The organism is Vibrio iocasae, assembly GCF_042245395.1.
In the GTDB taxonomy this organism is placed as follows: domain Bacteria; phylum Pseudomonadota; class Gammaproteobacteria; order Enterobacterales; family Vibrionaceae; genus Vibrio; species Vibrio iocasae.
Genome location: NZ_CP145311.1, coordinates 2,031,337 through 2,052,229, shown reverse-complemented (window position 1 = coordinate 2,052,229; position 20,893 = coordinate 2,031,337). Strand labels below are relative to the sequence as shown.

16 protein-coding genes and 1 pseudogene are annotated in these 20,893 nt (G+C 42.5%); 12 read left to right on the top strand and 5 right to left on the bottom strand.

The window, feature by feature from the left end; translation table 11 throughout:
* Window positions 1-310 precede the first annotated feature (310 nt).
* The 10 genes and pseudogenes from SNR28_RS19065 to SNR28_RS19020 all read left to right on the top strand — a co-directional run bounded on the left by SNR28_RS19065 (window position 311) and on the right by SNR28_RS19020 (window position 13,314).
* Window positions 311-958, top strand: coding sequence for an XrtA/PEP-CTERM system exopolysaccharide export protein (locus SNR28_RS19065; RefSeq protein ID WP_375750125.1), 648 nt, complete (start codon window positions 311-313; stop codon window positions 956-958).
* A gap of 17 nt (window positions 959-975) precedes the next feature.
* A complete protein-coding gene (locus SNR28_RS19060; RefSeq protein ID WP_375750124.1) occupies window positions 976-2,544 on the top strand; it encodes an XrtA system polysaccharide chain length determinant in 1,569 nt (522 codons plus the stop codon).
* A 17-nt stretch (window positions 2,545-2,561) separates the two neighbouring features.
* Window positions 2,562-3,440 carry an XrtA-associated tyrosine autokinase gene (locus SNR28_RS19055; RefSeq protein WP_375750123.1) on the top strand — a complete coding sequence of 293 codons (879 nt, stop codon included), beginning with the start codon at window positions 2,562-2,564 and terminating at the stop codon, window positions 3,438-3,440.
* On the top strand, window positions 3,382-4,875 hold the full coding sequence (locus SNR28_RS19050; RefSeq protein WP_375750122.1) for a TIGR03016 family PEP-CTERM system-associated outer membrane protein: 1,494 nt from the start codon (window positions 3,382-3,384) through the stop codon (window positions 4,873-4,875). Before SNR28_RS19055 ends, SNR28_RS19050 begins: the two co-directional genes overlap by 59 nt.
* 1 nt (window position 4,876) lies before the next feature.
* Window positions 4,877-5,971: an XrtA/PEP-CTERM system-associated ATPase gene (locus tag SNR28_RS19045; protein ID WP_375750121.1), complete on the top strand. Its 1,095-nt coding sequence runs from the start codon at window positions 4,877-4,879 to the stop codon at window positions 5,969-5,971.
* A gap of 41 nt (window positions 5,972-6,012) precedes the next feature.
* Window positions 6,013-7,017 (top strand): NAD-dependent epimerase, encoded by a 1,005-nt coding sequence (locus SNR28_RS19040; RefSeq protein WP_375750120.1) that lies wholly within the window; start codon window positions 6,013-6,015, stop codon window positions 7,015-7,017.
* A 406-nt stretch (window positions 7,018-7,423) separates the two neighbouring features.
* Window positions 7,424-10,314 (top strand): annotated as a pseudogene (locus SNR28_RS19035) (pyridoxal phosphate-dependent class III aminotransferase).
* Between the two features lie 10 nt (window positions 10,315-10,324).
* Window positions 10,325-11,569, top strand: coding sequence for a carboxynorspermidine synthase (locus tag SNR28_RS19030; protein ID WP_375750119.1), 1,245 nt, complete (start codon window positions 10,325-10,327; stop codon window positions 11,567-11,569).
* A 91-nt stretch (window positions 11,570-11,660) separates the two neighbouring features.
* Complete coding sequence (gene nspC / locus SNR28_RS19025; RefSeq protein ID WP_375750118.1) at window positions 11,661-12,806, top strand: carboxynorspermidine decarboxylase; 1,146 nt, start codon at window positions 11,661-11,663, stop codon at window positions 12,804-12,806.
* 64 nt (window positions 12,807-12,870) lie between these two features.
* Window positions 12,871-13,314 (top strand): low molecular weight protein-tyrosine-phosphatase, encoded by a 444-nt coding sequence (locus SNR28_RS19020; RefSeq protein ID WP_375750117.1) that lies wholly within the window; start codon window positions 12,871-12,873, stop codon window positions 13,312-13,314.
* Between the two features lie 47 nt (window positions 13,315-13,361).
* On the opposite strand, the gene SNR28_RS19015 is transcribed toward SNR28_RS19020, so the two are convergent.
* Together SNR28_RS19015 and SNR28_RS19010 are read right to left on the bottom strand one after the other, a co-directional pair.
* Window positions 13,362-13,889 carry a glycine cleavage system protein R gene (locus tag SNR28_RS19015; RefSeq protein ID WP_375750116.1) on the bottom strand — a complete coding sequence of 176 codons (528 nt, stop codon included), beginning with the start codon at window positions 13,887-13,889 and terminating at the stop codon, window positions 13,362-13,364.
* Window positions 13,890-14,115: 226 nt separating this feature from the next.
* Complete coding sequence (locus SNR28_RS19010; RefSeq protein ID WP_375750115.1) at window positions 14,116-15,033, bottom strand: DUF3943 domain-containing protein; 918 nt, start codon at window positions 15,031-15,033, stop codon at window positions 14,116-14,118.
* Window positions 15,034-15,235: 202 nt separating this feature from the next.
* Here SNR28_RS19010 and SNR28_RS19005 point away from each other — a divergent pair, with 202 nt between their 5' ends.
* Window positions 15,236-16,471 (top strand): CinA family nicotinamide mononucleotide deamidase-related protein, encoded by a 1,236-nt coding sequence (locus SNR28_RS19005; protein ID WP_375750114.1) that lies wholly within the window; start codon window positions 15,236-15,238, stop codon window positions 16,469-16,471.
* A 278-nt stretch (window positions 16,472-16,749) separates the two neighbouring features.
* Complete coding sequence (locus SNR28_RS19000; RefSeq protein WP_375750113.1) at window positions 16,750-17,088, top strand: hypothetical protein; 339 nt, start codon at window positions 16,750-16,752, stop codon at window positions 17,086-17,088.
* On the opposite strand, the gene SNR28_RS18995 is transcribed toward SNR28_RS19000, so the two are convergent.
* The 3 genes from SNR28_RS18995 to nrdA all read right to left on the bottom strand — a co-directional run bounded on the left by SNR28_RS18995 (window position 17,064) and on the right by nrdA (window position 20,830).
* Complete coding sequence (locus tag SNR28_RS18995) at window positions 17,064-17,342, bottom strand: 2Fe-2S iron-sulfur cluster-binding protein (RefSeq protein WP_375750112.1); 279 nt, start codon at window positions 17,340-17,342, stop codon at window positions 17,064-17,066. The genes SNR28_RS19000 and SNR28_RS18995 overlap by 25 nt on opposite strands.
* Window positions 17,343-17,344: 2 nt before the next feature.
* Entirely contained in the window at window positions 17,345-18,478 is a 1,134-nt protein-coding gene (nrdB, locus tag SNR28_RS18990) for a class Ia ribonucleoside-diphosphate reductase subunit beta (protein ID WP_375750111.1), read from the bottom strand.
* Window positions 18,479-18,553: 75 nt separating this feature from the next.
* On the bottom strand, window positions 18,554-20,830 hold the full coding sequence (gene nrdA / locus SNR28_RS18985; protein WP_375750110.1) for a class 1a ribonucleoside-diphosphate reductase subunit alpha: 2,277 nt from the start codon (window positions 20,828-20,830) through the stop codon (window positions 18,554-18,556).
* Window positions 20,831-20,893: the final 63 nt, after the last annotated feature.

Here is a 20,893-nt window from a genome sequence, read left to right as displayed (position 1 = left end):
TTATGCATCCGATTTTCTTTACCGTCGATCTCCCTCTCATGAATTGATAATATACTAGGATAAGATGCTTTGTCTAAGCGGAAAGTTTATATTTTTGGACATTCTAACTTATAAGAATTCTCGTTCGTTGTCTTAATTTAATATATTGTATAATAAATAAATATTGTATTAAGGTTACAGTTTTATAGTACAGATTGAGTGCTATACTATTATTTGATGATTTTTTGTTACTACCTCATTAGTTTAGATTTTGTGGTAGCTATAGTCAGATTCAATTATGGATGATTCGATAACGCTTACGGTGGAAACTATGGAAAGAACTAGACTACTATTCGACAGGCTAACTAAAGTATTGCTACTTTTGGGGGTGGCTTTAATCACCGCTTGTTCAAATTCTCTGCCTCAATTGCCTTCTGCAACAGTTCATCCATCGCTGACGCAAAATATTGATGACTACTACTATTTGATAGGTCCAGGTGACTCATTGCAAATATTTGTATGGGGTAACCCAGAAGTTTCCGGCACTTATACGGTGAGACCAGATGGAATGATAACTACTTCTTTAGTTGAGGATATCGAAGCATCAGGCAGAACACCAACTGAGTTGGCGCGAGAAATAGAATCCGTGTTATCCGAATACCTTAGGGATCCCATTGTATCTGTAATAGTAGGAGGATTTACCGGGCCATTTAGCGAGCAGGTCCGTGTCATTGGAGAGGCTTCAGAACCTCAGGCCATTAGTTACACCGAGAACATGACTTTGTTGGATGTAATGATTGCGGTAGGTGGGTTAACCGAGTTTGCAAACGGTGACGATGCAACCTTGATTAGAGTGGTCAACGGCCAACAAAAGCAGTTTGGTTTAAACATAGATAGGTTGATCACTGATGGCGAAATCGATGCGAATGTCGACATATTGCCTGGAGACATAATCATTATTCCAGAAGCTTGGTATTAATTGGAGTAACAAAGATTATGCAGGAAATGTTAGAGGAGATTATTCAGTATATACGAGGAGTCTGGTTAAAAAGGCGGTATATACTGATAGTCAGTTGGATTGTTTGCCCACTGGGATGGCTGTACATAACAACATTGCCAAACCAATATACCTCTGAAGCCAGAATTTACGCTGATACTCGATCGATACTTCAGCCACTGCTGCGTGGATTAGCTATTCAGACAGATCCAACCAGGGAGTTAGAGCTGATGGCGAAAACTCTACTGAGTCGTCCAAACTTAGAGACGATCGCCAGAGATATCGATGCAGATGTAAGGGCGACAAATAGTCAAGAATACGAAGCTATTATTGGTGACCTTCAGTCGAACATTAAAATTAAATCAGCGGGTAGAGAGAACTTATATACCATCAGCTATGCAGGTTCGGAGCCCAGATATGCAAAAGATGTGGTTCAGGCGACACTCAACGTTTTTGTTGAGAATACGCTGAGTGAGAAAAGACTCGATACCGATCAGGCCAGTCAAATTATCACTGGACAAATTGATGAGTACGAAGCTCGTTTAAGTGAAGCAGAAAAAAAACTCGCGGACTTTAAGCGGGAGCACCGAGGAATAATGCCTGGTAGTGATAGGGGCTATTATTCGCAGTTAGAAAGCAGCAGAACATATCTGGAAGATGCGCAATTAGCGTTAAGCGAGGCTGAGACCAGAGCAGAATCTTCAAGGACGCAACTGTTAAGAGAGGAAGCTCGCGCCTCGGATCAAGTTTCAAAAGTCAGAACAGAATATGATGAACGCATAAATAGTCTGCAACAACGCCTTGATGAGTTGTTATTTAGGTTTACAGATAAACATCCAGATGTTGTCGAAACTCGTCGTCAGCTAGAAGAGTTGCAAAACTTAAGGTCAAAAACACTGAAGTCCTACTCTGTTAGCGAAGTACTTGCAAACAACCTGGTGTATAAAGATCTCAAGCTGGCAACAAGTCAACTGGAAAGTGAGGTTGCATCGTTACGAGTGAGGGTTCAGAGATATGAAAGTAAGATTGCCGAGCTTCAGGACAAACTTGATAAGGTGCCTGATGTAGAAGCAAAACTCACTGCGCTGACTCGTAATTACAACATCACAAAAGAGAAGTACAACCAACTGCTATCAAGAAGAGAAAGCGCGCTAATATCACAAAGTGTAGGTGACTCTTCTGATGATATTAAATTTAGGATTATCGATGCACCCAGGGTTCCTTCTACACCATCTGGGCCAATGCGCCCGCTACTTTTGTCTGCGGTGTTAGTTCTTGGATTAGGCGCTGGGTTAGGGGCCTCATTTTTAGTCAGTCAGATTTCTCCAGTAGTTTCGTCAACAAGGCAGTTATATCAACTGGTTGATTATCCAGTTCTTGGTGTCGTTTCTGCGACTGAGAGCTCAGGACTTGCATCTTGGGAGAAACGAAAAACCAAATGGTTTGTTTTTGGGAATAGTGTTTTGGTGATGCTATTTGTTGCTGTTATGGCATTTAACACAATACCTGCTGTTCAACACAAGCTACTTGACGGCGTTACTAAGTTACAAGGGATGTTTTTACTGTGAGTACTATTGTTAAAGCTATGAATAAGTTGGTTGACAGGCCAAATGTGGCGGAAGAAGTAGAGGTTAGAGAGAAGGTTTCTGTACCACCTGATGCTAACATTGCACCTGCACCATTAAATATTCAAGATGACAGACGTGTTTTGCAGATAAAGAAGAACAAGCTGCGGTCTTTGGGCATGATCTCAGGTGGAAGCGATCCCAGAGAGCGTCAGGTAAAAGATGAGTTTCGAGCCATAAAACATAAGTTGATTAAAAATGCATTTGGTGAAAGATCTGAGTTCATCCAGAACGGAAATTCTGTCATGGTTTCCAGCTCCAAACCAAATGAAGGAAAAACTTTTGTCGCGATTAACCTGGCATTAAGTATCGCCTCGGAAAAAGATAAAACGGTTTTGTTAATCGATGCTGATGTACTTAATCCAAGCGTGGCGGAAACGCTTGAACTCGATGAAAAACCTGGGTTGATCGATTACTTGTTGGGTGACGTAGAGAACATAGCGGATATTATTTATCCCACATCTATTGAAGATTTACGTATTCTTCCAGCCGGAATGTCCCACCACCTCAGTTACGAGCTTTTGTCCAGCGACAGAATGCAAGCGCTAATGGAAGAGTTATCCAACAGATACCCGGACAGGATGATCGTATTAGATTGCCCACCACTTATAGGGGTGGTTGAAACCGTAACATTATCGAATCTAATTGGTCAGGCTGTTCTTGTTGTGGAACAAAATAAAACAAAAATGACGGATGTCGAGCAAGCGGTCTCATTACTGAATGAGGATATGGCAGTCGGGTTCGTCATAAATAAGGCGGTCCATAACACTGGTAGTGGTTATGGATACGGATATGGGTATGGCTATGGATACGGCTATGGTTCTAAGGGTAAAAAGTAGAAGCGTTTTTCTTTCATCATTTTATGTATTGGCTAGTTTTCCAGCATTTTCAGCTGAGTTGGAATTGACTCCTTTTGCGCTAAGTGAGTTTACATATACAGACAATGTTGATTTGGTTGCTGAAAATAAAGAAAGCAGCGAAATCGCAACACTAGCGGCCGGGCTTGAGGTTAAGTCCGAGGGCAATGATGGAAACTTGTCATTAGATTATCAAATCAGAAAGCTATTCTATTCTCATGATTCAGTAGACAACGCCACGTATAACGAGCTGAGTTTTACTGCGGATAAAGGCCTTTTTTCTCAGACTCAGTTCAGAGCAGATGCAAATGCCTCTATAGATAACATCGCGCGCAGCATCAGGGACAATGCAAACAATGACATAGTAACTAGTGATACGATTGAGACAAAAAATTTTGGTGTTGGCTTATCTTACCAAAGTAACCCTAGGGGTGTTGTGGATCTTAGCGCGCGAATCGACTCTGACGTCACCTTAAATGAAGACAATATCGGCGATAACAATGAGTATTCTGCGGAGCTAAGTTTTGATAATGGAAAGGCCATTAAAAAGATATTCTGGACCACAGATTACTCATATACAACAAACATAGGTAGGAGTGATAATAGTAGAACGCAAATTCATGAGTTAGAACATAAATTTGGACTACAGCAAATGAAAGGAGTTAGTCCATTTATAGGCTTTAACTTAGAAGACTACATTGGACAAAGTAACATTGACAGCGCAGATACGACAACTTTAGGTCCGGGTGTTCGTTATTACTGGCATCGTCGCTCTTTTATTGAACTGGCTTATGAATTTGACCTGAAAGGCGATGGAGAAGATTTTTGGAGTGGAGAGATTTATCTTATCCCGACACCAAGAACCGCCTTATCATTTGAATATACTAAGCGCTTTTATGGTGACGCGTATGATTTTTCTTTCCGGCATAAAAATAAAAGGCTAACAAACTCAATTACCTATGTAGAGGAAATCTCTGGCTATAATAGAAGAACTTTGGTCGATGGGAACAGAGTGGAAGAGTTAACAGTAAACAAAACTCTGACATGGGAATCAAGCTTGGAGTTAAGGCGTAATACCTTCACTTTAGAGCTGAGGGGAAGAGAGCAAGAAGCAATCAGTGATTTGTCTCAGAACGCTGACACTGACTCCTATGGCAGTACATTTTCTGTTGAACATAATCTAACGAGAAAAGCGACCTTATCGTCTAGTTTTAAATACGACTACTACAAGTTTGGACGAGAAGGGCAGTCAGCAACAAAAGATCACTATCGAATTTGGGATCTTGGATTAGAAGTCGAGCCTATTGAAGAGTTGTCTGTTGATATTACCCTGGCTCACAGTAACCGAACGTCGACTAATCTCAGTTCGGAATATAAAGAGAACAGAGTAAATCTAAGCTTAAGGAAAGATTTTTAGTATGTATGAAACTTATTTTGGGCTTTCGGGTAAACCGTTCAGATTAAGTCCTGATCCGCAGTTTTTCTTTGAGAGCTCTCATCATGGGAAAGCGATATCTTACTTGCGTTATGGTTTAGAGCTGGGAGAAGGCTTCATTGTTGTAACTGGCCCGATTGGTACAGGAAAAACGACAATAGCGCGAAGCTTACTCGCCTCCATAGACGAATCTATTTTTGCCGCGCAAATCGCAACAACAAAACTTTCGCCAGAAGAGTTGGTGCAGTTAGTCGCAGCGGAGTTTGGTTTAGACGTCGAAGGGCTTGGGAAAGCGGATATATTAAAGCGACTTGGAAACTTTCTAATGAGTTTGTATCGGCAAGGAAAAAGGGCGCTGTTGATTATCGATGAAGCCCAAAATTTGTCTGCGGAAACCATCGAAGAGTTAAGAATGCTATCTAATTTCCAAGTTGATGATAGGCCATTAATTCAGAGTTTTCTTTTAGGGCAAGAGGAATTGAAACCAATTATAGAGTTACCAGAAATGGAGCAGTTCAGGCAGCGAATCATTGCGTCATGCCATCTGAAACCTCTTAGCAAAGAAGATACTGAGAACTATATTACTCATCGGTTGAGCCAGGTCGGTTGGTCAGAGCATCCTGCAATTGAAGCAAAAGTATTTAAGAAGGTAGCGGAATATACGGGGGGTATTCCGCGAAAAATTAATATTTTCATGGATAGGCTTTTCCTTTTTGCGTTTATGGAAAATGTTGATGCTATATCTCTTGCGCATGCAGAATCTGTTATTGAAGAAATGGGGACGGAATTATCGGGCGGCCTGCAATCAAGAAGCGCGAAACCGGTAACTAAAGAAAGAGCTATCGACCAGCAAAGTGGATATGTTCCGGATGACGATAGGATATTACGAACACTGACTGACGTTACAATGATTTTAGATGATGTTATTCATAAGAAGACCCTGACGGTTAAGCACCTCGACCGGTTAATCAGAGAGAAGCGAAAGGTATTATCAAACCCAGAGGAAGACGAGAGTCAACACAATAAGTTATTAGATAAGAGTTGGCTCAAACAGTTGCTTCGAGAAGGCGAAAGCTGAAGTGCTTAATTTGTTCTGCAAGATATGAGACGGTAAGTTGAATGAAATATTTAGTAACGGGTGCGGCCGGATTTATTGGAAGTGCAGTAGTAGATAAACTCACTGCTCAGGGACACGAAGTTATTGGGATAGACAATCTCAATGATTACTACGACGTTAGATTAAAAGAAGCGCGTTTAAAGAGGGTAGAATGCCCAAATTTTACTTTTCGTCCAATAGATATCAGTGATAGAGCGGCCATCGAAGAGCTGTTTAAGGAAGAAAAATTTGACCGGGTTATCCACCTCGCTGCACAAGCAGGGGTTCGTTATTCGTTAGAAAATCCACATGCTTATGCCGACTCAAATTTGGTTGGACATCTCAATATTTTAGAAGGTTGTCGCCAGCAGAAAGTGAAGCACCTTGTTTACGCTTCGTCGAGTTCGGTTTACGGCCTGAATACAAAGACACCATTTTCTACCTCTGACTCTGTTGATCATCCTATATCTCTGTATGCTGCGACCAAAAAATCTAATGAGTTGATGTCGCACAGCTACTCACACCTCTATGACATTCCCACAACCGGAGTAAGGTTTTTCACCGTATATGGCTCTTGGGGAAGGCCTGATATGGCTCCGTTTATTTTTACCAGTAAGATAATTAAAGGCGAACAAATAGATATAAACAACAACGGGGATATGTGGCGAGACTTTACTCATGTTGACGATATTGTGGAAGGTGTAGTGAGAATTGCAGATGTTGTTCCACAGCGAAATACCGACTGGACCGTCGAGGCGGGTAATCCATCCCGGAGTTCGGCACCTTATGCTATCTATAATATTGGACATGGATCGCCAATCAACTTGATGCACTTTATAGAAGCCATTGAAAAAGAATTAGGTATGGTTGCTAAGAAAAACTTTCGTGAGATGCAGCCGGGTGATGTATACCAAACTTATGCCGATACTCGAGACTTGTTTGAGGCTACCGGTTACACCGCAAAAGTGACAATTGAAGAGGGGGTGGCTGAATTTATTCATTGGTACAAAGACTTCTATAACTGTTAGACATTGATTGATTAACTGAGAACTGAAATTATTTGCCAGAGTTCACGTTTTTGGGTAAACTCGCGCGCAATCTCGGGCTCAGCTCTGGGGGATACGCGAAAAGTCCTTAAGGCTGGTGACTTTTCGTAGGGTAGGTACTAAATGTTATAGGTGTTTAGTAGACGGGATACTTTGATAAGGAAACCCAACATTGTTTTCAACTCATTCACATTTCAAAATCAGCTTAGCTCTTCCTAATTGCAGTGTTATCACTGAACCTTGATCTGCTAAAAATCCTTTTTATTAGCGTACGCTAATCCTTTTCCTATATTTGCCTTCTGGCTATCTGAATATAGGTGTTTTACTGATTCTTTTCATATAGAAATTGAATACAGATTTGCCGTTACTTGCATTTTAAGGTCACAACATGAGCACAGTTTTAGAACTAGAAACTGATAAAACTATCAATCCATTCGGCATCGAAATCCCAGAATTAAACGATGTTTACGATCTATCTTTGGATCAGTTATTGGTCGATCAACAAGAACATGAATCGGAAGTTCGCTCTTATCCGCGTCGTCTGCCGCTTGCTATAAAACGTGCATACGGAGCACTGGTAGAAGATACCAGAGGTCAACTATTTTTGGACTGTCTGGCAGGTGCGGGTACACTCGCCCTTGGTTACAACCATCCCGAGATTAATCAGGCACTAAAAGAGCAGCTAGATTCAGGGCTTCCTTATCAGACCCTAGATATTACGACAGAAGTAAAAGATCGCTATATCAAGCAGGTGAAATCATTCCTGCCTGAAGAATTTGCTCAAAACTCTGCAATTCAGTTTTGTGGCCCATCCGGTGCTGATGCTGTAGAAGCTGCAATCAAGTTGGCTAAGCAAACTACAGGGCGTAACACCATGTTTGCTTTCCGTGGCGCATACCATGGCATGACCAACGGTACCATGGGCATGATGGGCAACCTGAACACAAAAGCTCGCCGCACTGGCTTGATGTCAGATGTTCACTTTATGCCTTTTCCTTATAACTTGCGTTGTCCGTTTGGTATGGGTGGTGATGAAGGGGCTCAGCAGAGCATTCGCTATATAGAGCGTCTTCTACATGACGATGAAGCGGGAATCATGAAACCAGCCGCGATCATCGTAGAGCCCGTTCAAGGCGAGGGCGGAGTAATTCCAGCTCCAGCATTCTGGCTAAGAGAGTTGCGTCGTATCTGTAATGAACACGGCATCCTGCTTATCTTTGATGAAATTCAGTGTGGTGTCGGTAAAACAGGCTTTAACTTTGCATTCGAAGAGTCGGGTATAACACCGGATATTCTTTGTCTTTCAAAAGCCATCGGCGGCGGTATGCCAATGTCTCTGCTTGTATTTAATAAAGGTGTTGATACTTGGAAAGCAGGGGAACACACGGGCACTTTCCGTGGCAACCAGTTGGCAATGGTTTCGGGTGCAAAAGCATTAGAAATCATTGAGCGTGATAACCTGGTAGAACACGCCAATATCGCAGGCAATTATCTGCGTATGGGCCTGGAAAAGATTCAGGAGCGTGTGGATTGCATTGCGGAAGTTCGCGGAAAAGGTTTGATGTTAGGTGTTGAAATCAAAAAGCCAACAGGTGAAACCAACCGTTTTGGTGAGCCTGAGGCAGACTCTGAACTGACGTTAAACATCCAGCGTGCAGCCCTTGAACGTGGTTTGATAGTTGAAAAAGGTGGCCGTGAAGGCGCGGTTATTCGTTTTCTGCCACCTCTGATTATTTCTCTGGAGCAGATTGATTTTGCTTTGCGCACGCTAGAAGAGGCAATCGTTGTTTCAGGTGGTAAGAACTGATGTCAACGAACAACGAAAACTGGAAAAAGCATTTTATCCACACGGGTGAAAATGGTGCAGATGAGTATGTGCAGGTAATGACGCATACTAATGCGAGCCTAAAGGCACTGTTTGAAGATATCAATAAACCATACTCAGGTATGGTTCCTTCTACGCTGGAGCAAACAATTACTGCCATTGATCTTGATAGCGGTAATCAGGACCTGAAGGCCGTTGTTAACACAGCTACAGGACTTGTCGCAAAGAACTCAATTATTACTCAGTACCCAGACTGTATTGCTCACCTGCATACACCTCCTCTAATGCCGGCGATCGTCGCGGAAGCGATAATTGCCGTTCTCAACCAGTCAATGGATTCCTGGGATCAAGCTTCTGCCGCAACTTATGTCGAGCAGAGGGTGGTTGATTGGTTATGTGGCGTTTATCAGCTTGGTGAGCGTTCTGATGGTATCTTTACCAGTGGTGGCACTCAATCCAACCAGATGGGTTTGCTATTAGCTCGCGATTGGATTGCTGACAAGATCGATGGTCATTCAATACAGAAAGATGGTCTGCCAGATTACTGGTCTAAACTTAGAATTATCTGCTCCGATAAGTCTCACTTCACCGTCCAAAAAACGGCGTCGATTATGGGGCTCGGTGAGCGTGCGGTGCTGTGTGTCGATACTCATGAAGATGGCAGAATGAAAATCGATGCGCTTAAGTCAACGATAGAGAAAGCAAAACAGCAAGGGTTAATCCCATTTGCATTGGTTGCGACAGCAGGTACGACCGATCACGGTGCGATTGATGATATCGATTCACTGGCAGATATTGCAGAGCAAAAGCAGCTTTGGCTCCATGTCGATGGTGCTTACGGTGGTGCGCTTATCCTCAGTAGCGCAAAAAAACGCTTAAAAGGTATCGAACGAGCCAGCTCAGTAAGCGTTGATTTCCACAAGCTCTTTTATCAGACCATCAGTTGTGGCGCTGTGCTCATTAAAGATAAAGCGAACTTTAAGTACTTGCTGCACCATGCGGATTACCTAAATCGTGAGCATGATGAGTTGCCGAATCTGGTAGATAAGTCTATTGCGACGACCAAACGATTTGACGCTTTGAAAGTCTTTATGACGATGCAAAATGTCGGACCTAAAGTGCTTGGTGATATGTACGACCACTTACTTGAACAAACTCAGCAAGTCGCAGGACTAGTAAGCGAACATCCAAGTTTTGAGTTGTTGGCAAACCCATCTCTTTCAACGGTGTTATTCAGAGTGAAACTAGAAAAAGTCGGCGATCTGGATGCGTTAAACCAAAAAGTTCGTTTAGATGCACTCACTCGTGGTATTGCTGTTCTTGGTGAAACCACGGTCGATGGTAACTCCGCACTGAAATTTACTATTTTGAATCCTTGTCTGACTCTGTCGGACTTTGAAAACTTATTGAACAAAATTGATTCGCTAGCACAAGAGCTGGCGCAACAAGCATAAGGAATATTCTATGTCTGTATTACAAATTGGCGCTGGTGGTGTTGGCTGGGTTGTTGCTCACAAAGCGGCACAGAACAATGATGTGTTAGGTGATATCACTCTGGCTTCTCGCACAATCAGCAAGTGCGAAAAGATTCTAGAGTCAATCCGAAACAAAAATAACCTGAAAGTTCCATCAAAAAAGCTCGAAGCACGAGAAGTAAACGCTGACGATGTGGACGCTTTGGTTGCCCTGATTAAAGAAGTGAAACCGGATTTAGTTATTAATGCAGGTCCTCCATGGGTAAACATCACCATTATGGAAGCGTGTTTGCAGGCGAAAGTTTCTTACCTTGATACGTCAGTGGCTGTTGACTTGTGTTCAGAAGGGCAGCAAGTACCTCAAGCATACGATTGGCAATGGGGATTCCGCGACAAGTTTAAAGAGGCTGGCATCACAGGCATTCTGGGTGCAGGTTTTGATCCAGGCGTAGTTAGCGTTTTTGCCGCTTATGCGGTTAAGCATCTGTTTGATGAGATTGATACTATCGATGTAATGGATGTTAATGCTGGGGATCACGGTAAAAAGTTTGCGACAAACTTTGATCCAGAAACCAACATGCTTGAGATTCAAGGGGACTCTTTCTACTGGGAAGAGGGTGATTGGAAACAAGTACCATGCCATTCACGTATGTTCGAGTTTGATTTCCCGTTAGTTGGTAAACACAAAGTATACTCTATGGCGCACGACGAAGTACGTTCTATGCAGGAGTTTATCCCAGCCAAACGTATCGAGTTCTGGATGGGCTTTGGTGACAAATACCTGAACTACTTTAACTGCATGCGTGATATCGGCCTGTTAAGCCCAGAGCCACTGACTTTGCATGACGGTACGGTCGTTCAGCCTTTGCACGTCCTTAAAGCACTACTGCCAGACCCAACTTCTTTGGCTCCGGGTTATACAGGTAAAACCTGTATCGGTACTTGGGTTCAGGGTAAGAAAGATGGCAAAGAGCGTAGTGTGTTTATCTACAACAATGCGGATCACGAAGTTGCATATGAAGATGTAGAGCATCAGGCCATTTCCTATACCACAGGTGTTCCAGCAATTACTGCGGCTCTTCAATACTTCCGTGGTAAATGGGCAGAAGCTGGTGTGTTCAATATGGAACAACTAGACCCGGACCCGTTCTTGGAAACTATGCCAGAGATTGGTCTGGATTGGCACGTACAAGAGCTGGAAGTAGGACAACCGAATATTAAGGTGCTGAAGTAGCAAATGTCTTACTCGTTTCCTCGTTTCGCGCGGAAACACAGGATCCCTCTCGTTCCCACGCTCTGCGTGGGAATGCCTATCAGAGCTGAAAATGATTAACAAAACAAACACTCAAAACCTAAAAACCCCTTATTTCCTGATCAACGAAGAAAAGCTAATTAGGAACTTGGAAATAGCCAGACACCTAAAAGAAGTGTCAGGTGTGAAACTGGTCTTGGCTCTCAAATGTTTCTCCACTTGGGGTGTGTTCGACATCATTAAACCATATCTTGATGGCACAACCAGTAGTGGTCCATACGAAGTAAAACTTGGATACGAAACCTTCGGGGGCGAGACTCATGCTTACAGTGTGGGTTACAGCGAAGACGATGTTAAAGAAGTTGAAGATATATGTGACAAAATGATTTTCAACTCGCAATCACAGTTGGCAGCTTATAGTCATCTTGTAGAGGGCAAAGCTTCTATCGGGCTTCGAATTAACCCAGGAGTGAGCTATGCTGGGCAAGACTTAGCTAACCCTGCGCGTAAATTTTCAAGACTCGGTGTTCAGGCAGACCATATAAACCCAGACGTATTTGAAAGCATCAATGGTGCAATGTTCCATATGAACTGTGAAAACAAAGATGTTGATGCGTTTATTACACTGCTGGATTCAATCTCTGAGCAGTTCGGTGAATACTTGAACAAACTAGAGTGGGTAAGTCTTGGGGGAGGTGTATTCTTCACGTGGCCAGGTTATGACATTGAGAAGTTGGGAATGGCACTCAAAGCATTCTCAGAGAAACACCGTGTACAGCTTTATCTGGAGCCCGGTGAAGCCATCATCACTAAAACTACAGACTTAGTCGTTACCGTTGTTGATATTGTAGAAAACGGTATGACAACCGCGATCGTAGACTCAGCGACAGAAGCTCATCGACTCGATACATTAATCTATGACGAACCTGCTTCTATATTAGAAGCATCAGAAAGTGGAAAGTATGAGTATGTTATAGGTTCATGCTCGTGTCTTGCTGGTGACCAATTCTGTGTGGCCAAATTTGAACAACCGTTAACGATAGGCCAGAGATTACACGTTATGGATAGCGCTGGTTACACTATGGTTAAGCTCAACTGGTTTAATGGCCTTAAGATGCCTTCTATTTATTGTGAGCGTTTAAACGGCGAGGTTCAGAAGTTAAATGAGTTTGGCTATGACGACTTTAAACGCTCTCTTTCACAGTGGGCGGTTAATTAACAGAAGTATTCGTGTTAGTGTACTTAGCAATAGTTTTTTAAACAGTGGATAGTTAGGAACGTTCGTGTCGAGAAGCATTTTAGTAGTATGTACAGGTAACATCTGTCGCTCTCCATATGGAGAAGAAAAGCTTAGAAAGCTACTGCCAAACTTCGAAGTTGCTTCAGCTGGTTTAGCAACAAAGATGAATCGGTTAAGTGGTAAAAAAGCAGATTCATTAGCTATTAAGGTGGCTTCAGAGTTTGGTGTTGATATTAGCGGCCATAAAGCTCAGCAAATTACTCAAAAGCTCATTGATGAACACGATCTGATTCTTGTTATGGAACCTAGACAGAAAGAAGCGTTGTGTGATTATCACCCGGCAGACAGTCACAAAATACACTTATTTGGCAAGTGGGTAGGTTTAGAACATATCGATGATCCATATCGACAAGGTAAGCACGCTTTCCTGGCGGCTTTTACTGCCATAGATAAATCAGCTCAGGCTTGGGCTGATAATCTCGCGTAATTGAATTGGAGAGCTAGTTTGCTCTCCAATAGTTTGAGCTCCGGGAGTTAGTTAATCGCTTCTTCATTGGTGAGAATAACTCGAGTGTCTTCGCTGAGAGATTCCAGTTCTTTCGTCACATCGTCAATATTAAGTGCTTCCGGTAAACGTATCGCCATATTAGCGGTAAATAGGCTATTGCTTATACCACCACCACCCGCAATAAATACGCGCTGACAGTCCATATCTAAGATATGAATATCCTGCCCATCAAGAACCTGAGTTATCTCGTTCACAATGCCAGCTCTGTCATTTGAATCCAGCCTTAATTGAAAAATTTCGTCCTTATTGTGGGAGGTACTGTCAGATTCTACAAACTGTACTAACAGATCGGGTACAGTTCGAAAAGCTGCTTTTACTGTTTCTTCATTTGCGCTTGGTAGTTCGATTTTAATAACAGCCGCAACCTGATTTTCTATAAAGTTAACTTTACTGATTAACCACTTACCGCCATTCTCGTGCGTCGTAGCTGCGAGCTGTTTGATTGTAGATGGGGATGCCTTACCGACAAAGTTAACAATAAAAGTACTGTTCATATTCACCCTCCCTAATTGGGTAAGCACTTAATAGTCTGATTAGCTTTTAATAGTATGTGCGTTTAAGTCCTACTCTAAGTGTAGAAGCTAACCATCTGAAAAGTATGACAGTTGTCAATTTTTACAAAACGAGTGCAAAACTTGCTACGAAGAATGGTATCTGGAACTCAAAATTAGTGAAAAGTGTTTACAGGCTCTCCCCTTTAAGAAAAGGGGAGCAAGAAGCTTAAAACTTTAAGCTAAGATTCAATCCCACAAATTGATAATCGTATGCTGCGCCAGCATCCAACGCGTAATTTGCGGCTTCCTGATTGCCAAACCATGGCGTCGTTGTGAGATTGAACTCTGTTTCATCTCCCCATGCATCAGTTATCCAATAATGTATATGGCCAACCGGATTTAAGAAGAAGAGTGAAACATTTCCGAGGGTTTCGGATTCCATGACTGTTCCACCGTTAGCCACGATATCCTGTTCTGCTTCAAACATGAGTTCACCAACAAGAGCACCGAAGAATGGTGTAATGAACAAATCCTGATATGAAGGAACTTCTGCAAATGCTTCTACACCATATTCCCAGAAAAAAGTAGACATGGTCCAGGAGTAGACGAAAGATTCAAACTCGTTAAATCCTGAGTGTCTTGCTGCGGTATAGTAAACACCACCGAAATACGGGTGCATGACGTAATTGAGAACATGCTCATCTTTATCCCATACAGGGCCTGCTGAAACATTATCTTTCCACTTTCTGCCTAACTTGCTTAAGTCCCGGTCATCTTCATCCCACTTTGTAATGCTCTCAGGCAGCAGTGTCATAAAGCCAACCGTTGCCACGCTTAATCCAAGAATGGTGTATGTTTGTTCTTTCAGGTAATCCCAATCTTTTCCGTCTTGTACTGTAAGGTAAAGAGGCAGTTCTTCTTCTGGTTCGTTCAACTCCTTAGCATCGAAAGAAAGATGATTAGATTGGGAGTAGTGGTCGACTTGATTGCTGCATTGGTTTGTACCCAATCCGCCTAAATCTGAAATACTATTCTGGCAGTTATAGGTATAGGAAAACTCTATATGTTGACCTTGATATAAATCTGAGCTGTATGCTGACGTTGAAACAAGGCATAGCCCTGTCGCGATAGAACGCTTTATCACTTTGATCTCCCTGAACTAACGGGCTGATTCAATTAAAATTTACTTAAGATTATCGGCCAATATCAGGCATATGGAAACCTATCTGTTTAGTTTTTTTAAGAATAGTGCAATCTTTCTGAGCAAACTCTAAAGATAACTCGACAATCTAGGGTTGAGTCAGTAATTTAGCTTTATGTGACCTTTATATTGATAAGGCAAGAGAATGATTAAAATAGCGATGCTGAGTACAGGTGAAGAAGTACTCTATGGGGATATCGTTGATACCAATGCGAGTTGGTTGTCGCGAAAGTTCTTTGATGAAGGGTTGCCTCTATCCAAGCGTTCTACGGTTGGAGATCAAAAAAACGCATTGGTGAATGAATTTATTAATCTGAGCTTAAATTTTGATCTTGTTATCGTGAATGGTGGGTTGGGGCCAACATCTGATGATCTTACCGCAGAAGCGGCTGCAGAAGCTGCGGAAGATGAGTTGATGTTATTTCAAGAGTGGCTAGAACGCCTGCAAGGTATGTATCAAAAATCTGGTAGAAAAATGCCAGAAAGTAATATCAAACAAGCGATACTACCCAAATCTTCATCTATTGTTGATAATCCGATTGGGACTGCATGTGGATTCAAGATGTCCATTAATCGCGCTACCTTTTACTTTACTCCTGGAGTTCCCAGGGAGTTCAAGCAAATGGTAGAAACGCAGATTATTCCGGAGATTAAACAGACCCACAATTCACTGACTTCACTTGAAGTCACGAGAATGTACACCTTTGGTCTTTCCGAGTCTGGCATTTCGGATCTACTCGATAAGTTAGCGCTTCCTGACGGTTATGGTTTTGGCTATCGTTCTTCACTGCCTTTCATTGAAGTTAAGCTCTTTGGACCGTCGGATAATGATGAGCAAAGACTTCAAATTCTTAAGATGGTATATGGGCATTTGGGAGAAAATGTCGTCAGTGTGGATGAACCGCTACTCGATAATTTGGGAGCAGCTCTGGTTGAAGGTGGTCAGTCAGTTTCAATTTCAGAAATATCAACCGGAGGTTACTTAACCAGTTGGATGACAAGCAACGAGTTGTTAGAGAAAAGCGTAAAGCAATCCTGGATACTAACGGCGAATGTAGACTTAAGGGATGTGGAACAGGAAGCGTTGGCATCAGCGCTGGCATTAGCGGCTTCTATCAAAGATAAAACCAATAGTCGCATAGGTCTGTCTACTGGTAAGCTAGAAAACAATCGTGTTGCTATCGCGATGTCTACCCTTGACGGTGAGTGGGGCCAGGTTGTTACGCTGAAGCGAAAATATGAACGAGGCGATATGAGAAAGGTCGTTGCTACTGTTGCGCTAGACATGTTACGTCGCAAGCTAGAAGGGAAGCCTGTATTTGGGTCATACTCGTTTATTCAACGTGAAAAAGAGTTGTTTATTCCGGCCAGCTCTTTGTAACTATTATTTTGTTATAAGGCTAAAAGCTACATTTTTAGAGGGCTGAGAGGGAGGTTTGTCGTAGTCGATAAACTGTCTGAATCCTCGTTTTATAACGAATTTTCACGGGATTTTACAATTACATATAACATAACGATCTATTGGTTAATGCTATGTTATATAAGGTGTTTTTTTGTAAACTCTGTAAATATAAAGATCTTGATCTGGCGTTTATAAATAAAAGGAATAAACTGACATTAAGCCTGCACAATAAGCGGGTCGACCATGGAGGTGTCGTTATGCAGTGTTATTCTAAAATCGAAGTTTGGTATCAGGTATCTGGTGATCGCATTCTTCTTGGAGAGACTAGCAGCAACAAAAAAATCGACGTAATTTCACTATGGGTTGGTTTACCATTCGATATTAGCGCTTCCCAAAATGAAGGTTATGAGCTGACATTAGTTGATGATGACGGTAAACAGATTGGTGCAAAAAAGGTGACCCAAGAAAATGCGGAGCTTGTGCTGGGAAAGTGCCAGGAGCTGGAGCTGACTCAAATGGTGAACGAGTTCGCATGTTTTAACAGCGTAGATTGCCGCAATAACAATACTGATTACGCTGATTTAGCGTTAATTTGATAGTTTACTTTCTCTAGTTTCACATCTGATTTTGCCCTGCATATGCAGGGCAGTATTTCGTTAGGCTGGGTATAAGCCATTTTAAAACCCACTTCTTCAATCTCACCTGATACCAGCGTGCATCGGCAAGCGCCACAGTGACCATCTCGGCAGTGGTACTCAGGCTGCAGACCTGCCGATTCCATCGCTTCTAACAGAGTCCTGTCAGAAGCAGCAAGAATCGCAGAGATGTTGTTGATGTGGATTTTTTTCATATTTACAGCTCAAAACCATCGAAGTCGTCAGCGTCTACCTCGTTATCAATTTGACCTACTAGATATGAGCTAATTTCCGCTTCTTGTGGTGCTACCTGAACGTTATCAGAAGACAGCCAAGCGTTTATCCATGGTATTGGGTTCGATGTCGCTTCTGGATAAGCGGCATCAAGGCCAACGGCTTGCATACGGATGTTGGTGATGTACTCAACGTACTGGCAAAGGATGTCCTTATTAAGACCAATCATAGAGCCATCTTTAAATAGGTACTCAGCCCACTCTTTTTCCTGTTCTGCGGCTTCTTTAAATAGGTCAAAGCACTCTTGTTTGCACTCTTCAGCAATTTGCATAAAGCTAAAGTCATCCTGGCCATTGCGAAGCAGATTCAGCATATGCTGAGTGCCAGTAAGATGAAGCGCTTCATCTCGAGCAATTAATTTAATGATTTTTGCGTTACCTTCCATTAACTCACGCTCCGCAAACGCAAATGAACATGCAAAGCTAACATAGAAACGAATCGCTTCCAGCGCATTTACTGACATCAGGCAAAGGTATAGCTTTTTCTTAAGGTCGCTGAGCTTGATCTCAACGTTTTTACCAGAGATGGTGTGTGTCCCTTCACCGAAGCGATGATAGTCGTTAGTTAGCTGAATAAGGTCATCGTAGTAGTGAGCAATATCCTTTGCGCGCTTGAGAATGTGTTCGTTTTCTACAATATCGTCGAATACAACGCCTGGGTCATTCACAATATTTCGAATGATGTGAGTATAGGAGCGGGAGTGAATCGTCTCTGAAAAAGACCATGTCTCAATCCACGTCTCTACCTCAGGTAGCGAAACCAGAGGTAGCAGTGCTACGTTTGGGCTACGGCCTTGAATAGAATCCAGCAATGTCTGATACTTCAGATTGCTGATAAAAATATGTTTTTCATGATCCGGCAAGTTGTTGTAGTCAATTCTGTCACTGGACACATCAACTTCTTCCGGGCGCCAGAAGAAGGAAAGCTGCTTTTCAATCAGTTTCTCAAAGATTTCGAACTTCTGTTGGTCGTAGCGTGCAACGTTAACTGGCTGCCCGAAGAACATCGGTTCTTTTAACTGGTCGTTTTTTGTTTGTGTGAAAGTGCTATATGCCATTGTATTTACCTTAATCTGTCCTCTCGCTCCCTTGTATTAGCTTGGGAACGAGATATAAACCTTTAACTCTGTAACCTAGATCTTACATCCACCGCCATTGCAATCATCATCGGCAGATGCTGCGGTTTGCTCATCGCTCGCCCCATCTCGGGTGTTATGGTAGTAAAGCGTCTTTACACCAAACTTATAAGCGGTTAGCAGATCTTTGAGCAGCACTTTCATTGGAACTTTACCGGTTTCATAGACCGCTGGATCATAGTTGGTATTTGCAGATATCGCCTGGTCAACAAACTTCTGCATGATACCTACAAGGTGTAGATAACCATCGTTGCCTTGAATGTTCCAAAGTAGCTCGTAGTTATCCTTTAGATTTACAAAATCAGGAACGACTTGTTTTAGGATACCGTCTTTAGAAGCTTTTACAGAAACATAGCCACGAGGGGGCTCAATACCGTTTGTCGCGTTCGAGATCTGAGACGAAGTTTCAGAAGGCATAAGCGCTGTTAGTGTCGAGTTTCTCAAACCGTGAGATTTGATTTCTTCTCGTAGTGTTTCCCAATCGTAGTGAAGTTTTTCGTTACAAATCAGATCAACATCTTTTTTGTATGTGTCGATTGGCAGAATACCTTCAGCATAACGGGTTTCGTTAAAGGAAGGACAAGCACCTTGTTCTTTCGCCAGCTCCATTGAAGCTTTGAGCAGGTAGTACTGCATTGCTTCAAAGGTTTGGTGAGTCAGGCCATTTGCACTGCCATCAGAGTATTTCACTCCGTTTTTCGCTAGATAATATGCGTAGTTGATCACACCAACACCCAGTGTACGACGGTTCATCGATGATTTTTTCGCGGCCGGTAGTGGGTAGTCTTGATAATCAAGCAATGCATCTAATGCGCGAACAACCAATTCTGATAACTCTTCAAAGTCATCCAGAGATTTAATCGCACCCAAGTTGAACGCTGATAGTGTGCACAAGGCGATTTCACCTTGGTCATCTTCTACATTGTTTAGTGGTGAGGTTGGAAGAGCGATTTCCAGACACAGGTTAGACTGGCGAATCGGTGCAACACTTGGGTCGAATGGGCTGTGAGTATTGCAGTGATCAACGTTTTGTACGTAGATACGGCCAGTTGACGCGCGCTCTTGCATTAATAATGAGAACAACTCAACGGCTTTCACTGTTTCACGCTTGATGGATCCATCAGCTTCATACTGGTTATAGAGTTTTTCGAACTTCTCTTGATCTTCAAAGAAGGCGTCGTATAACCCCGGAACATCTGAAGGAGAGAATAAGCTTATATTGCCACCAGTGATCAGGCGAGAGTACATAGTTTTGTTGATCTGTACACCGTAATCCATATGTCGGACACGGTTCTCTTCTACACCTCGGTTGTTTTTCAGTACCATTAAGTTCTGAACTTCGCCGTGCCACATCGGATAGAACACAGTTGCAGCACCACCGCGAACACCACCTTGAGAGCAACATTTAACTGCCGTCTGGAAATACTTGTAGAAAGGAATACAGCCGGTATGAAATGCTTCACCGCCACGAATTTCCGAACCTAATGCACGAATTCGACCTGCATTAATACCAATACCCGCACGTTGAGATACGTAGCGCACAATTGAGCTTGCTGTCGCATTGATTGAGTCTAAACTATCGTCACATTCTATCAGAACACAAGAACTAAACTGGCGAGTAGGCGTACGGACACCAGACATAATTGGTGTTGGTAGAGAAATCTTGAAGGTAGATACTGCATCATAGAAACGGCGAATATAATCCAGGCGAGTTTCCGCGGGATATCTCGCAAACAGACAAGCTGCAACCATGATATACAAGAACTGAGCACTCTCGTAGATCTCTTTAGTTACGCGGTTTTGTACGAAATATTTGCCTTCTAATTGCTTAACAGCAGCATACGAAAAGTCTAAATCACGAGTATGATCAATAAACGAATCCATCATCTCGAGTTCTTCTTTCGTGTAATCTTCAAGAAGGTGTTTGTCGTACTTACCGGTTTCTACCATTTTTGATACGTGATCAAAAAGTGCAGGTGGCTCATATTGACCATAAGCTTTCTTACGTAGATGGAAGATAGAAAGGCGGGCTGCCAGATATTGGTAATCTGGAGTTTCTTCAGAGATAAGATCAGCGGCTGATTTGATAATGGTTTCATGGATATCAGAGGTTTTCATACCCTCGTAAAACTGGATATGAGATTTGATTTCTACCTGAGAAACGGAAACGTTATCCAGCCCTTCAGCTGCCCATGTAATTACTCGGTGGATCTTTTCAAGATCTATATGTTCTTTGCGTCCATCACGCTTTGTAACGGTGAGTTGTCGATGCATTATTATTGCTTTCCCTTACAAGACTGACTAAAGCCACATTTTTAATACTTTCAATAGAGATAA